This window comes from Flavobacterium cheniae (genome assembly GCF_004363695.1).
In the GTDB taxonomy this organism is placed as follows: Bacteria; Bacteroidota; Bacteroidia; order Flavobacteriales; family Flavobacteriaceae; genus Flavobacterium; species Flavobacterium cheniae.
In genome coordinates this window covers 713351-728200 of record NZ_SNZC01000001.1, presented here as the reverse complement: position 1 = coordinate 728200, position 14850 = coordinate 713351, and the positions used below count along the sequence as shown (strand labels likewise).

Below are 14850 nucleotides of genomic sequence, written 5' to 3'. Positions count from 1 at the left end.
ATTTAGATAATACCTAAATCTTTTGAAAGGGATATGAGATGAATAGTAGTTTTTGCTTTAAAGATGTCTTTAAGTTTGCTAACTCTTTTTTCGATATAACTTTTACTATTAGGTTTAATATCTTTCAATTTAAAAAGTTGCTCCATTTCTTCAATGGTTACTCCTTTTGCCAAATGAGATAGAATTTCAACATCATAATCTTCTATTTCATTAAATGATTTTTCTTTTAAGGCATGTGCTACATTTTGAGAGATGAAAGTACCTCCAAACAATATGGTTTCCATAGCCGTTTTTAATTGGCTGATGCTATTTCTTCCTTTATGTACAAAGGCGTTTATTTTTACATCTTCTATTAATGATTTAATTACAAAAGTTTTGTCTTCTACTGTGTACACCAAAACCGGTATTTCAGGTTGTATTTTTCTGATGGCTGCAATGAGTTCTTCTCCACTGGTTAATGAAACGGTTCTGTAGTCGGTTTCAAAGGATAAATCACTGATTAATAAATCAAATGGAGCTTTGTCTTGTATTGCTTTTTTGGCTTTTAGTAAGGCATCATCGCAATATTTAGCGTGTTCAATTTCTTTCACCCCCATATTTTCAAGGGTCTGAATTAAGGCGATATTGATACTATCAAAATCTTCGGCTATTAGTACTTTGGTAAACATACTTATTTCGGAATTGTAATTTTTACTTTAAAACCTTTATTAGGTTCAGTATCAAAAGTAATGTTTCCGTTGATAGAAAAAATGCGGTTTTCCACATTTTGCAAACCATTTTTTATTTGTAATTGATTATCGGTCCCTTTTCCGTTGTCTGAATAGTTAATTTCTAATGCGGAATTAGTCTCTTTAAAGCCTATCATTACTAACGAGCAATTGCTATGCTTTTTCATGTTTACCATGAGTTCTTGTAGTACACGATATAAAGCAATTTTAACTTCTGAATTTAAAGGTACTTCATGTAATGTGCTCGTGTTTAAAATTACATTGATGGTATCGCTTGAATACGCATTAATCATGTATTTTAGTTGTTCTAAATAGTTTTTACCTGTATTAATTTCCTTATTTTCATTGGAAATGTTTCGCGCGCGTTGGTAAATGGTGTCTAAATTTTCCAGCAGTGTTTCTTTGTTTTGCTCGTTTTCTAAATTCTGTGTTTCGGCAAAGGCAATGGTGTTGTGAACGTCATTGGCTAATTCATCATGTAAACGTTTGGCAATTTTAGTTTCGGTGGTGTATTGGGTTTCTAAAATTTTGCGTTTATTTTTTTGAATTGTTAGGCGATAAAGCAAAATGAAAACGGCTACACTTAGTATTAATAATATTATAAAACCATACATTTTATATTGATATGCTGTTTTTTCTGTTTCCGCTTTTTCGGAATCGTATTTGATTTTAGCAAATTGGTTTTTAGCTTGTTGTCTGGCTTGTTGCAAGCTGTCATTAATGTGAATATAAGTATCGTGATATTGGTTTTTTAGGTTGTTGTTAGTAGTGGTGGTAAAGAGAAGGTTTAACGCCTCTAATCGATCATCGGGAATAAATGCTTTTGTAGCTGAATGGTATGCTTTCTGAGTCCATTCTTTTGCGGTTGCAGGCTCTTGATTTTTATAATATTCGGCTAAATGCATATAAGACGATACAATTTGCGAATCGTCATTATTGGTTTCTCTAATTGTTTTTGCTTTTTTTAGATAGGATAATGCCAATTTATCATTTAAGTGAAACAATGCAATTCCTTTGTTATCTAATACGCGAGCATAATCTAAAGGTGATTCTTGAAGGATTTTTTCGTTTTCTATTTCGGATAATAGACGAACCGCTTTTTGATATTCTTTTTGTTTGATGTATAAATACCCAATGTTGTTTTTTGAAATATAAACGGTTAATGAATCTTCGGTTATTTGAATTGCTTTTTCGAACATTGATTCGGCATCTTCATAGTTGGCTAGATGCATATAATTTAATCCTAATGAAATATAAGCATTGGTTTGATAAGGTATCGGAATAGTTTTGTCAAAAAGCTTTATGGCTTGTGTAGTTGTGGCTTCACTTCCTATATAATCGCACTCTAAATTTTCGATATGTGCCATTCTTAATAAATTAAAAACAGCTCGTTTGGTATTGTGTTGTTCTTTGTTGAAGAGAAAAGATTGATTGTAATAATAATAGGCTTTTCGATATTGTTTCGTGGCGAAAAGATTTTCTGCTTGTTCTAAATTCGCATCAAGCGCAGGATTTTCTTCTTGGTTTTTACAAGAAGTAATTAGGAATAAGAAAGCAAGAAAACCAATTTTTAAGAAAGACATCACGATTGGATTATATCGCCCGAAAATAGGCAATTTCTTATAGTTTTAAAAGTTTTTATGGTACAAGTTGCGCTGAAACTTTTAATTTTTTGTTTGATACGGAAATACGTACGGATTTCATATTGTAATCTTTTAATTTTAAAAATGTTATGCACTAATTGTAATTTATTAACGTTTTACTATTAACCAAATCTTATTATTATGAAAAACCGTTATTTTTTACTCATTGTATTGTTTTCAATGAGTTTGTTTTCTTGTAAAGAAAAGGAAGAAACAGCTAAACCTCAAGCTGCTACTGAAGAACGATTAGTTCCACCAATTCCTGCAGCTGATATTGTTGCGGATGAATTTCAAATTTCACCTACAAAGGATACGGTGATTTATCATAAATCAGGTTCGGTGATTTCGATACCTAAAGATGCTTTTTTAGATGAAAAGGGTAATGTAATTACGAGTCCAGTGGCTTTAAAATTTAGAATGTTTTCCAATCCATTAGACATTTATTTAGCGGGTATTCCCATGAATTTTACCAATGAAAATGGAGAAGAATTGGTTTTTGAATCGGCAGGAATGTTCGAAATGAATGCTTCGAATAATGGAAAGGCTGTTCAGGTCAATCCAAATAATAAAATAAAAGTCGATGCAGTAAGTTTTTCAGAGGATGCTAAATTTAATCGTTATGATTTAGATCCTAAAACGAATACTTGGCGTGAATTAGGTAAGGATGAAATAAAAACAGCTACAAAGAAAGAAGAACTAGAGCGTTTACCAGAAGCTCCAATTCCTCCAAAAGAGGCGGGAAAATTTGCTTTTCAGGTCACAGACAATCTGAATGAAAATGATAAATTGAAAGCATACAAAAACGTTTGGTTTGAGCCAATTGATGGTAAAAAATGTGGTTTTGATTCTAAAGATATATTAGTTAAAGATTTAAAAAATGGTACCTATGAAGTGACTTTTGTTCCTTGGGGTAAATATCCTGATTCTATTAAAACTAAATGTGTTTGTTATTTGAGTTTTAAGGATAAAGCACAATATTCTAAAGCTTTGAGCAATTATAAGAAAAAATATGCGGGTTTAATTTCTAAAATTGAGAACGAACGAAAAAGTATAGAAGAAGCTTGGGCTAATTATGATAGAAAGGCAAATGAATATAATCGATTTATGCAACGCAAAGAGATTGAAAGTTTAACAGGTAGTAAAAAAATAATGAGAACGTTAGAGGTAAATCAGTTTGGCGTAGTGAATTTAGATTATCCTCATGTGTATCCAAAGGGAGCTAAACTGGATGCTTCTTTTGTAGATGAAAATGGGAAGGCGTTGGATTTAAAACAAGTTGTGTTAGTGGAAATGGGAGTTAATGCTTTGTATCGTTATACCAAAACGATTCATTTTAATCCAGAAAGTCAGAATGTTTTGTGGGGACTAACTGAGGATAATAAATTGGCTTATTTCACCATTGAAGATTTCAAAGCATTAAAAGCCCGTTCTGGAAAAGTGGTTTTTAAAATGCGAGTTCATCCCACCGAATTAAAAACCTATGACGACATTATGAACGTTTTGTTTAGGAGTTAATAAAAAAGACCTTCAACTTAGTTTGAAGGTCTTTTTTTTAATTTCGTACTCTATTTCGAATATCGGATAGGGAATCGTTTATTATTAATTTACCATCTCTGAATATTTCTCTTAATTCGCCTTGGTTTTCTTCATCCCAATTGACTTCATCAATTAGTTTGTATTTGTTATTTTCTAATACGATTTTCATCAAACCTTTTGCTGATTTTTTAGTTCCATCATCGGTAATTGGATCTTTGAAAATAGCGCGACCTGTTCCGTTTACTTCGCCATAGGTTGCTTTCATCGCAAAACCAAAAGTATCTCTTGTGTTGTATTGGTAAGTATAAGAACCAATTCCTAACACAACATTTGTTGAAGCAAATCCTTTTTCTTTTAATCTTTCGCAAATTTGTTCTGCTCTTGCTACTGTGATACTATCTCCATAAATGGCTCCAATATGTCCATCTAATTCTTTAAATCCTTTATTGTTTATTGTACCACCAAAAGTTTCCCACAACAATTCAATTACCCCTTTTCTTTCTACTTCACTAGTAGCATTTGGATTTCCACAAATAATATCTACTGGATCACCGCTATCAGGTCTAAGTACCACTTTTCCTTCTCGAGATAAGATTTCATTTTTAAGTTTTGGCATGTATTCGGTTAGTACTTTCCATAAATCCCAAGTATCAGAAACAATAGAAACAATACCTTTTGGATACACATCGCAAATTAGTCTTCTAAAGGTACCAATTTCATCTTCTGCAGTTCCCATACACATTACACTGTGTTCTGTTGCAGCTACAGAACCACCGATTAACTCAGTGTCTGAGTTGGCGTTGTAATAGTTTTCTAATAAATTAATAGCTGGAATAGTATCAGTTCCACTAAAATTAAGTAAATGTCCACAAGCAGAAATAACACTGGCTTCAATACCTGCCATTCCTCGCATAGAGAAATCATGTCCTTGCCAATCTACAAATTCAGGTACTGATGAGGTTTCATTTGCATATTTATCTAAAACCATTCGGTATTGTTTGGCAATTGTTGCAGAAGTACATGGCATCCAAATCACTGCCGATACAAGAGTTTCGAAATAATTGGTTAACCAAAAGAACTCGGGTAATGTATTATACATTGTAAACATTGGAACTCTTATGGGTACACTAGCACCTTCAGGTAATGCTTTTATCACCATTGGGATGTAACCCAAATCATGAAGTACTTCAATATGTTTTGTTCCTACTTGATTTTCACCTAAATAGTTGTTGATTCTTCGGTTGTATTCTGCTACGACTTTTTCTTTTGGTTGCTTGAAAAAGTAGTTTTCAAAATCTTCTAAAATATATTTTTTTATGAAATATTGTAATCCAAATAATACCACTTCATCAACTCCTTCAATTCTACTTTTTCTTGGTGTCCAATTGGAATAAACAAGTGTTGTTCCGTTAGGATATTGTCTTCTGTGGTCTACTTTGTATCCGTCTGTTAATAATAAAGGATTCATAATTAGTGGTGTTTTTGAGTTTGAATTAATTTTTTTAAATCTAAATATACTTGTTGTAATCCCGCTCTATCGTCTAAATACACATTTGCATATACTTTTCTGCTTTTAGATTGATGAAAAGGTGGATTTTCATTGATGCTATCGAATGGAATTTGATTTTCTACTAAATAGTTTTGTACGAGGGTGTCATCCTCTTGTCCTGTCCAACAAATTAAATAGCAATTGATGCTTTTTAATTCTTGCAGTAAGTCAATCATGTCGGAATATATTCTTCCTTTTTTATGAAAGTCATATACGGTATCATCAAAATCGAAAGCCACAACTAAAGTGCCATACTTATTGTATTCTTCAACTATTCGATTGTAAGAATTTGAGGGATTAAGATAAAAGTCCATCTTGTAAATTGATTTGAGTGATGCCTTCGTTATCAAAATCTTTGAAAGAATTGGTAGTGAATATTTTGTCAAAACATTTTAAACTATCAAATCCTTTGCTAAATATACCATGGCTAACGGCTAAATAGAGTTTTCCTGCATTTTTGTTTTTTAATTCGGCTGCTAATCCAATAAAGGTGCCGCCTCCGTCACAAATATCATCAACAATTAAACAATCTTTACCTTCTAAATTATTGTTGTAAACTTTAAATCCTGTTAGCTTGCCTGTTTTTACGTCTCTACTTTTGCTGCATTCCACCACTTCAACGCCTCCTAAAAATTCAGATACTTTATAGATTTTCTTTAAGGCTCCACCATCTGGAGAAATTAGCGTAACATCGTTTCCGATAGTTGCTACTATTTTTTCAATAAATCTGTGATTTGAAATTACTTGACAATTATTTAGCAAAGCTGGAGTAACTTCCGAGTGAGGGTCGAAAACAACTACTTTTTCTATTTGCAAATTATTGATAATGTCTGCGTAAATTTTTACAGATAAAGGCTCACCACTTATCATAACTCTGTCTTGTCTGGCAGAAGGGAAGTAAGGAATGATTAGTTTTTCGATTTTAGCATCCATTCTTCTGAGTGCATCAACAGCCAAACACAACAAACCTAAATCGTTAAATGAATTTAAGCGATGCGTTATTGTAACTTTTTGGTTATTGCAATTTGGGTCTATCTTAATATGAGGTTCACCACCTGAAAAAGTAAAGCTTTGAAATTGAATTTCTTCTCCTGCTACAGGTTTGAAATTAGGGTCTAAATTAAGTATCATAATTTGATTATTTGTGTAAATTCTACGCAAAGTTAATAGGTTTAAAATTAACTACAAAATATTTAGTGTAAAATTTACGCAAAATAAATATCGAATACAAAGCCTTCTTTTGTTAATTTATTGTATTTCAGTTTGTTGAATTTAAAAAGTTTGGCTGGTCTACCATTTTTTTTCGAACCAAACTTATCGGTTTCTTCAATAATTCCGAAGCTTAATATTTTTTTTCTGAAGTTTCTTCGGTCTATTTCTTTGTTTAATAGTGTGCAATATAAATTCTCTAAGTCGGAGAATAAAAACTCTTTTGGTAATAAATCAAAACCTATGGGTTGGTAGGTGAGTTTGTTTTGCAATCTTTTTAAAGCGGTTTCTAAAATTAGTTTATGGTCAAAAGCCAAATCGGGAAGTGCAGCAATAGAAAACCATTGTGCTTCTTCGGCATCACTATCTGCTCTTACATTAAATTTAGTTGAATTAACCAACGCAAAGTAGGCTACGGAAATTACTCTTCCTCTAGGATCTCTTTGAATATCATCGCCAAAAGTGAAGAGTTGTTCTAAATAATTTACAGTAATACCTGTCTCTTCTTGAAGTTCTCTGTTGACAGCTTCGAATAAAGTTTCGTTGTCTTTTACAAAACCTCCAACTAGTGCCCACTTGTTTTTTAAAACGCCGTATTTTTGTTTGATGAGTAACACATTTAATTGGTTTTCACTGTATCCAAAAACAATGGCATCAACGGCTACTTTTATATTTTGATTTATATTCATTTAATTATGCGTATGATATAAACAAATGTACTAAAATTAGTAATACAAAGTAAAACCCATGGCTTTAGCTAAGGTGTAGTGTTTTTCGAATAATGCTTCTACAATATCGGTTACGTCATCATATTCTTGGCATAAAGCGAAGAACGGATTGTCGATTATGGTACTTAGTATTGGTGCTGGGTTACGATAGCCTGAAATGGAAATGGCTCCCGTGACATCTAAGAAATATTGAGCGGTTTCGGAATCTAGGTCTAATTGTAAGGTATTGGCAAAATGGATGCGTTTGTTGGTAAGTTTCCCTTCAAAAAACTCGGCTATTTCTTCTAGGCTGTACAAATAATTGTCGATGATGATGTTGTTGTCTCTTCCTTGGAATACGAAGTAGATGATTTCGTAATCATGAAAGTTTCGGTCTTCGTAGAGTAGGGTAGATAGGCTTTCTTCTAATCCTTCTATGCTATCACAGGTTTGGTAAACGTTAGTGATGTTGTATTGCAATGCTAGTTTTTCTAAAGAGGGTAGAATGATGCTGGATGTTTGGGAAGTGACATCGGGAACGCTTTCTAGGCAAAATAGTTTGGAATTAGGGTGCATTGTTTTTGATTTTTACAAAAGTAGGTGGTTTTTTTGAATGTTGAATCTTGATTAACGAATCTTGAATTTTGAAATTAAAACACATAGGCACATAGTTTTTTACACAGAGCTGCACGGAGTTTCTTTGAAAGTGGATTGTGTTGAAAGAGTTGCACAGAGGCGTTACACTTTTATAGTTCACAATAGACTAATCGTCTAGTTTGTCATGCTGTTAAGCATTTCTTGAATGTTGAATGATGATTAACGAAGGTTGAATTTTGAAATTAAAACACATAGGCACATAGTTTTTTACACAGAGTTGCACGGAGTTTTTTTGGAAGTGGATTGTGTTGAGAGAGCTACACAGAGATGTTTCACTTGGCATAGCTCACATAAAAGACTACACGCATAGTTTGTCATGCTGTTAAGCATCTCTTCAACTACTTTAGATATAAAAAAAAACGATACAAATGATAACTTTGACTTTGTTCTTGTACTTGTTCTTGATTTTTTCTTAAATTTTAGTTTTATTTATTTACTGACATTCAAATGGTTGGGAATGGGGTAAGGTGGAAAGTGTGTTTTTTTTACTTTTTTCTTTTGAAAACGTTTGCAGAAATAAAAAATCGTTCTATATTTGCACTCGCAATACGGAAGTAGTGCGCGACTTATTGGAGAAATGGCAGAGTGGTCGAATGCGGCAGTCTTGAAAACTGTTGACTGTAACAGGTCCGGGGGTTCGAATCCCTCTTTCTCCGCAGGGTAAAACCGATTCAGAAATGAATCGGTTTTTTTATGCCTTTTTTTAAAACACATAGGCACAATAGGCTTGCTTTGTGTTCAATATAGCCCTATTGGAAACGCCCTGCCAGAAATGGTGGGACGTATTTTAATTTTAACACTTCTCGTACGGTTTTCCACATTTTAATTAAAAATTATATCTATATTTTTGAAAAATAAATAATATGTTGATGTTTATAACTTATGTATTTTATGTAAAGTTATATGTGAAAAATAAAACTCATTTTGATTATTTTTACGGTTATTGGAAAGATTTATTTAAATGAAAACGAAATTAAATTTTATTGACTTATTTGCAGGAGCAGGTGGACTATCTGAAGGTTTCATAAGAGCTGGTTTTACACCAATTGCACATGTTGAAATGAATAAAGACGCATGTGACACTTTACGTACAAGAACTGCATTTCATTATCTAAAAGAAAATGAAAGAGTTGATGAATACTATAAATATTTGAAAGGAAATATTTCAAGAGATGAACTATGGAATAAAATTCCAAATCATTTGATTAATTCAGTAATAAACAAGGAAATTTCTCCTAAAACATTACCAGAAATATTTGAAAAAATTGATGAAGAATTAAAAGGTGAAGAAGTTGATTTAGTAATTGGTGGACCTCCTTGTCAAGCTTATTCTGTAGCTGGAAGAGCCAGAAAAAACATGGAAGATGACCCAAGAAATCATCTTTATAAACATTATGTTGAATTTTTGAAACGTTACAAGCCTAAAATGTTTGTATTTGAAAATGTACCTGGAATACTATCTGCTAATAATGGTGAATATTTAGAAAAGATATTTAATGCGGTAAAAAAACAAGGTTATCATCTTGAAAAGCAAGTTTTGAACGCCAAAAATTTTAATGTTTTACAAGATAGAAAAAGGGTTATAATCATTGGCTGGCGAAAAGACTTAAAATTACAATACCCAAAATTTGAAGATAAAGAAGTGCAATTTGAAGTTTTAAAGCATCTTTTTTCTGATTTACCTAAATTAAAAAGTGGTCAAGGTGAATGGAATGTTTCAAAATATGCTAAAAAAACAAATGCTTATTTAAATGCTACGGGAATAAGAAATGGTATAGATTTTACAACACAACATGTTGCAAGATACAATAATGAAAATGATTTAGAAATTTACAGAATAGCTGTAGAGAAATGGATTAAAGACAATAAAAGACTTAATTATGGAGAATTACCTGAAAGGTTAATCAAGCATAGTAATACAAAAACATTTTCAAATAGATTTCAAGTTGTAAATCATAAAGGAATATCTCACACTGTTGTTGCACATATTTGTGCTGACGGTCATTATTACATTCATCCAGATATCGACCAAAATAGGTCAATTACTGTAAGAGAAGCCGCCAGAATACAATCTTTTCCAGATGATTACTTTTTTGAATCAAGTAGAACAGCTGCGTTTAAACAAATTGGAAATGCTGTGCCAGTTTTAATGGCTGAAGGTATTGCTAATAAAATAAAAGAGATGTTATGAATGTTGAAAATCAAAATTTTGAGTTAGCAAATCCTAATCCTGAATTTCTAATTAAATCTATTGCGGAGCAAGGTTATAGTTTAGAAACTGCTTTAGCTGATTTAATGGATAATTCTATTACAGCTAATGCATCAAGAATTGAAGTATTAACTAAAATAGATGAAGAACCTTTTACTCTTTTTCTTAGTGATAATGGAGACGGAATGAGTAAAGAATCTTTAAAAAGAAATATGCAATTTCCTAGTAAATCACCCGAAGATTCAAGAGAATCTAATGATTTAGGGAGATTTGGATTAGGATTAAAAACAGCCTCGTTCTCTCAAACAAGAGCTTTTACCGTTTTATCAAGAAAAAAAGGCAGTTCTTTTTTTTCTGGACTAACTTGGGATGTCAAACATCTTAAAGATTCTGGGAAATGGGAAATGATAATAAATTCTGATGAAGAAATTGCTGAAATTTTAGAACAATATAATAACATTTCAAATGACCATCAAAATAGTTCAAATGAATTCATTCCTAATACAATTATCGTTTGGAGGGGGTTATACAAATTTGAAAACTTTTTAGATGTTAAAAATAAGCAAGATGCTTTAAAAGAAGAAATAACCAATACAACTAGTGAGTATTTATCAATAGTCTTTCATAAATTTATGGAAAGACAAACAAATCGTGTTGATATAAGAATTAACAACACATTAGTTAAACCTTTCAATCCTTTTCCAACAGACAATTCTAATTTAAGAGCATTAGAACCTCTACAAAAAGAATTTAGCAAGGACATTGTTAAAATTCAAGGTTTTGTTTTGCCTAATACTAGTATAAAAGAAACTAAAGAAAATTCTAATCCATGGACTCCACACAATAAAAGTCTGATGGATATGGAAGGTTTATACATTTACAGAGCAGATAGGTTAATTTTATTTGGTGGTTGGAACGGACTAATAAAAAAAATGCCACGATTACAATTAGGAAGACTTAAAATTGATATTGGTAATAAAGTTGACCATTTATTTCATCTGAATGTTGCAAAATCTCAGATTAATATACCACATGATTTAAAAAACTCCTTTTTACGAGCTATAGTAGATTTAAAAGCAGAAGCTCAAAAAGAATATTTTAATTACGGTCTCAAAACCTTCACTCAAAGACCTACTGAACATAGTAGTGAATTGTTTTATAAAACAGCTACAAACAAAGGTGTTTTACTCAGAATTAATGATGAATTTCCATTATTAAAATCACTTAAATCGTCACTTAATAACAAGCAAAAAGCAGAACTTAATTTTATTCTTAAAATGAGTTCTAACTTAATTAACAAAGTGCGTCAAGTAGATAATGTTGAAATAACAGGAAATGCAGAAAAGGATGGAATATCAATTGATGAGATTGTAAAATCAATTAGTGAATTATTAAACCTTGGATTGTCTAAAGAACAAATCAAGAAGGATATTTTGCCAAATCTTGGGATAAAAGTAAATTCACACGAAGAAATATCAAACCTATTAAATTAAATCACTTATGAATGAAATTATTGATCAAATCAAAAGTTTAATAGTGTCAAATTACAATCAATTTTTTGAAGTTAATGGTTTTGCAGATAGAGATTTTTTTGAAGGAGAGGAATTAAAAAACAAATGTAAATCTTCTTTAAAAATAATATTTCCAATATTATTTAGTGGAAAAACTTATAACTTATCTGATAATGATTTTGACGAAAAGTACACTATAGCATTAAGAGATGTAAGATATAATTATAGAACTATCATGAATCCAAGTATGTCTATTCAAAACGAATACAAAGACTCTTGGTTAAATGAAAATAGAATTAATGAAATTGGTTGGGATAATGATGAAACTAAAGCAAAAACATACAGAGGAAGATATCTATTATATTTAGAAAAAAAACTTGGTCGATCTAAATCAATGATAAATGAAACTGAAAGATCAAGTTTAGAAATAATAAAAAAAATTGGAGACCCTAAAAATTCGAATAATTTCTTTGTAAAAGGTTTAGTCGTTGGTAGTGTTCAGTCTGGTAAAACTTCAAATTTTAATGCTGTTGTAAATAGTTCTATTGATGTTGGATATAAGCTTATAATTGTCTTATCTGGTATCATGGAAGATTTGAGAAGACAAACTCAAATTAGAACTGAAAAAGAAGTTGAAGGGAAAATGATTACTCAAGGCTCTTTTATAGGAGTTGGTGAAGAAAATTCATTTGGTCCTCTTGGTAAATTTGACGATGTTAAGCAAATCGTAATTCCAACTTCAAAAAATAAAGATTTTGATAGAAATTTAAAAGAATCAGAATTTAGTTTAAATCAAATTAACATACTTATTTGTAAAAAAAACACAAGCGTTTTACAAAATTTACTTTTATGGTTACATGAATATTTAGGAAAGAATACAGATAAGCATGACATTCCTTTTTTAATTATTGATGATGAAGCAGATAATGCATCTATAAATAACTTAGGACATAAAGGCGCGGATTATGCAAATAAAATAAATGGACATATTAGAGCATTATTAGCTTTGTTTAATCGCAAAACGTATATCGGTTATACAGCAACACCTTTTGCAAATATTCTTCAAGATTGGAATAAAAAACCTGAAGTTAAATGGAAAGTTAAAGACTCTAAAAATAACAGTGAATTAGAATTTGATCTTGAAGGTAATTTATTTCCTGATGATTTTATTGAATTACTAATCCCACCTTCTAATTACATTGGACCAAAAAATTTCTTTGAAACTAGGATTGAAGATATAAAAAAAATTGATCCTTTACTAGCAGAACCAATAAACGACTATATTGAATATTTTCCTGAAAGAGTGGAAGAACTATCAGATGGTAGTCTAGTTGGTGTAAAAAAATATAATAACAAAACAGAATTTGATAATGACGAAAATGCTAGAATCCGTTTTGGTACTTATCAAGATTATCGTGAATTAACAAGAGCAACAACAAAATACGATAATTACCCTAATTCAATCCCTAAATCTTTAGATGAAGCAATAAAATGCTTCATTATTTCTATTGCAATAAGACAATCAAGAAGACCAGAACTTATTCAATCAAAGCTATTTCACCCACATAATACAATGTTGATTCATATATCAAGATTTTCAGATTGGCAATGCAGAAGTAAAGAATTAATAAATGAAAGAATTAATAATTTAAGAACAAGTTTAAATAATGACGCTTTAACTTCTAAAGATTCTATATTTAATGAATTTGAGAGAATTTGGATTAAATATTTTGCTGATGCTGTCAACAATATTAAAGAGTATCTGCCTGAAAATTATGACGATGAGTATTTAACTAGAAAAACATTTCTAGAAGTAAGAGATTTATTAGTATCAGCTATTAATGCTATTGAAGTAAAGGCAGTAAATACTGTTGAAAAAGATTTTCTTGATTACGAAAGTGGAGAGAAAAAATACATCGTGATTGGTGGAAACAAACTTTCAAGAGGATTTACACTAGAAGGATTAACTATAAACTACTTTATAAGAAATACAAATTATGCAGACACTTTATTACAAATGGGTAGATGGTTCGGTTACAGACCTGGTTATCTAGATTGTTGTAAATTATTTACAACATCTGATTCATTTGAAAAATTTGATCAAGTAACTTGGACAATTGAAGAGTTAGAAGAAGAATTCAGAAAATTATCAAGAGATAAAAAGAAACCTAAAGATTATGCAACTAAGGTTTTAACCCATCCAGGTACTCTACAAATAACAAGACCCGCAATTTTAAAAAATGCGGTTACTGAAACTTGGTCTTATGAAGATAAATTAGTACAAACTACAGAATTTGAATTAAAAGCAGATAAAATATCAAATTCATGGGAAAATTTTAAAAATACATATCAAAAATACTCATCTGGATTTAAATTTGATGACGATAGAAAATTTATAATTTTAAAAAAGGATACTCAAGCCTTAGAAGATTTCTTAAATTCGATTTCTACTCATACAGGTAAGTTTGAAAAAAATGCAATAGTTAGATTCATTAAATTATGCAATAACTACGAAAAACTTACCAATTGGACAATTGCAATTAATACATCTGGATCACTAAGAGAAATTCCTAGAGAATATACTGGATTTAATACAGAAGTTAAATTAACAAAAAGAAGTGGTCCAAAAGAAGGGAACAGATTTTATAAAAGTCTTTATGAATTAAATGTATTTACAGCTTCAGGTAATTCATCTAACATAGTTACTAGTCCTACAGATTTAAGTTTAGTATTAACAGAGTCAGAAAAAAATCAAGCAGAAGAAAAGTTTAAATTTGATAATCCCGGGAAAAACCCACCAGAAAGAATTTATCGTGAAAAAATGAAAGATAATGATGGTTTACTTGTTATTTATCTTATGGACTTAAAAGCAATTTTTTATAATTCTGAATTAGAAATTAAAGCAAATAAAGAAAATATTGATTTGAATGTTCCTCTTGTAGGTTTTGCTATTGGAATACCTCCATTAAAAGTCAATATTGGAGGACAATATCTGGTCAACAAACATATATTAGAAAATATTGAAAATAATCCTATGGAAATAATTTATGATGATGAAGAAATAGATGACGATTATGAAGGAATTGAATCTGAAATTTAAT

11 protein-coding genes and 1 tRNA gene are annotated in these 14850 nt (G+C 30.7%); 5 read left to right on the top strand and 7 right to left on the bottom strand.

Going from position 1 to position 14850, the window contains the following annotated elements; genetic code table 11:
* Positions 1 to 2: 2 nt before the first annotated feature.
* Both C8D80_RS03485 and C8D80_RS03480 read right to left on the bottom strand, forming a co-directional pair.
* A complete protein-coding gene (locus C8D80_RS03485) occupies positions 3 to 668 on the bottom strand; it encodes a response regulator (protein ID WP_133607406.1) in 666 nt (221 codons plus the stop codon).
* A gap of 2 nt (positions 669 to 670) precedes the next feature.
* Complete coding sequence (locus C8D80_RS03480; protein WP_133607404.1) at positions 671 to 2311, bottom strand: tetratricopeptide repeat-containing sensor histidine kinase; 1641 nt, start codon at positions 2309 to 2311, stop codon at positions 671 to 673.
* A 201-nt stretch (positions 2312 to 2512) separates the two neighbouring features.
* Here C8D80_RS03480 and C8D80_RS03475 point away from each other — a divergent pair, with 201 nt between their 5' ends.
* Positions 2513 to 3886 carry a hypothetical protein gene (locus C8D80_RS03475; protein ID WP_133607402.1) on the top strand — a complete coding sequence of 458 codons (1374 nt, stop codon included), beginning with the start codon at positions 2513 to 2515 and terminating at the stop codon, positions 3884 to 3886.
* Positions 3887 to 3923: 37 nt separating this feature from the next.
* Here C8D80_RS03475 and C8D80_RS03470 read toward each other — a convergent pair whose 3' ends face one another.
* The 5 genes from C8D80_RS03470 to C8D80_RS03450 form a co-directional block, all read right to left on the bottom strand.
* Positions 3924 to 5375 carry a nicotinate phosphoribosyltransferase gene (locus tag C8D80_RS03470; RefSeq protein ID WP_133607400.1) on the bottom strand — a complete coding sequence of 484 codons (1452 nt, stop codon included), beginning with the start codon at positions 5373 to 5375 and terminating at the stop codon, positions 3924 to 3926.
* Positions 5376 to 5377: 2 nt separating this feature from the next.
* A complete protein-coding gene (locus C8D80_RS03465) occupies positions 5378 to 5770 on the bottom strand; it encodes a hypothetical protein (protein ID WP_133607398.1) in 393 nt (130 codons plus the stop codon).
* Positions 5754 to 6587 carry a ribose-phosphate diphosphokinase gene (gene prs, locus C8D80_RS03460; RefSeq protein ID WP_133607396.1) on the bottom strand — a complete coding sequence of 278 codons (834 nt, stop codon included), beginning with the start codon at positions 6585 to 6587 and terminating at the stop codon, positions 5754 to 5756. Before prs ends, C8D80_RS03465 begins: the two co-directional genes overlap by 17 nt.
* 74 nt (positions 6588 to 6661) lie before the next feature.
* Entirely contained in the window at positions 6662 to 7354 is a 693-nt protein-coding gene (locus C8D80_RS03455) for an NUDIX hydrolase (protein WP_133607394.1), read from the bottom strand.
* Positions 7355 to 7390: 36 nt separating this feature from the next.
* Positions 7391 to 7948: a DUF6642 family protein gene (locus C8D80_RS03450; RefSeq protein ID WP_133607392.1), complete on the bottom strand. Its 558-nt coding sequence runs from the start codon at positions 7946 to 7948 to the stop codon at positions 7391 to 7393.
* 652 nt (positions 7949 to 8600) lie between these two features.
* Between C8D80_RS03450 and C8D80_RS03445 the strand changes: the two genes are divergently transcribed.
* The 4 genes from C8D80_RS03445 to C8D80_RS03430 all read left to right on the top strand — a co-directional run bounded on the left by C8D80_RS03445 (position 8601) and on the right by C8D80_RS03430 (position 14849).
* Positions 8601 to 8685 (top strand) — tRNA-Ser (locus C8D80_RS03445).
* 305 nt (positions 8686 to 8990) lie between these two features.
* Positions 8991 to 10220, top strand: a complete 1230-nt coding sequence (locus C8D80_RS03440; protein WP_133607390.1) for a DNA cytosine methyltransferase — start codon at positions 8991 to 8993, stop codon at positions 10218 to 10220.
* Positions 10217 to 11731, top strand: coding sequence for an ATP-binding protein (locus tag C8D80_RS03435; protein WP_133607388.1), 1515 nt, complete (start codon positions 10217 to 10219; stop codon positions 11729 to 11731). The genes C8D80_RS03440 and C8D80_RS03435 overlap by 4 nt, the downstream gene beginning before the upstream one ends.
* A gap of 7 nt (positions 11732 to 11738) precedes the next feature.
* The gene (locus C8D80_RS03430; protein WP_133607386.1) at positions 11739 to 14849 is read left to right on the top strand and encodes a Z1 domain-containing protein; all 3111 of its coding nucleotides are present in this window, start codon (positions 11739 to 11741) and stop codon (positions 14847 to 14849) included.
* The last annotated feature ends 1 nt before the right edge of the window (position 14850 follow it).

Bases quoted from the DNA above. Each gene is read 5' to 3' on its own strand.
- C8D80_RS03485 (WP_133607406.1), bottom strand. From the start codon at position 668: ATGTTTACCAAAGTACTAATAGCCGAAGATTTTGATAGTATCAATATC.
- C8D80_RS03480 (WP_133607404.1), bottom strand. From the start codon at position 2,311: ATGTCTTTCTTAAAAATTGGTTTTCTTGCTTTCTTATTCCTAATTACT.
- C8D80_RS03475 (WP_133607402.1), top strand. From the start codon at position 2,513: ATGAAAAACCGTTATTTTTTACTCATTGTATTGTTTTCAATGAGTTTG.
- C8D80_RS03470 (WP_133607400.1), bottom strand. From the start codon at position 5,375: ATGAATCCTTTATTATTAACAGACGGATACAAAGTAGACCACAGAAGA.
- C8D80_RS03465 (WP_133607398.1), bottom strand. From the start codon at position 5,770: ATGGACTTTTATCTTAATCCCTCAAATTCTTACAATCGAATAGTTGAA.
- prs (WP_133607396.1), bottom strand. From the start codon at position 6,587: ATGATACTTAATTTAGACCCTAATTTCAAACCTGTAGCAGGAGAAGAA.
- C8D80_RS03455 (WP_133607394.1), bottom strand. From the start codon at position 7,354: ATGAATATAAATCAAAATATAAAAGTAGCCGTTGATGCCATTGTTTTT.
- C8D80_RS03450 (WP_133607392.1), bottom strand. From the start codon at position 7,948: ATGCACCCTAATTCCAAACTATTTTGCCTAGAAAGCGTTCCCGATGTC.
- C8D80_RS03440 (WP_133607390.1), top strand. From the start codon at position 8,991: ATGAAAACGAAATTAAATTTTATTGACTTATTTGCAGGAGCAGGTGGA.
- C8D80_RS03435 (WP_133607388.1), top strand. From the start codon at position 10,217: ATGAATGTTGAAAATCAAAATTTTGAGTTAGCAAATCCTAATCCTGAA.
- C8D80_RS03430 (WP_133607386.1), top strand. From the start codon at position 11,739: ATGAATGAAATTATTGATCAAATCAAAAGTTTAATAGTGTCAAATTAC.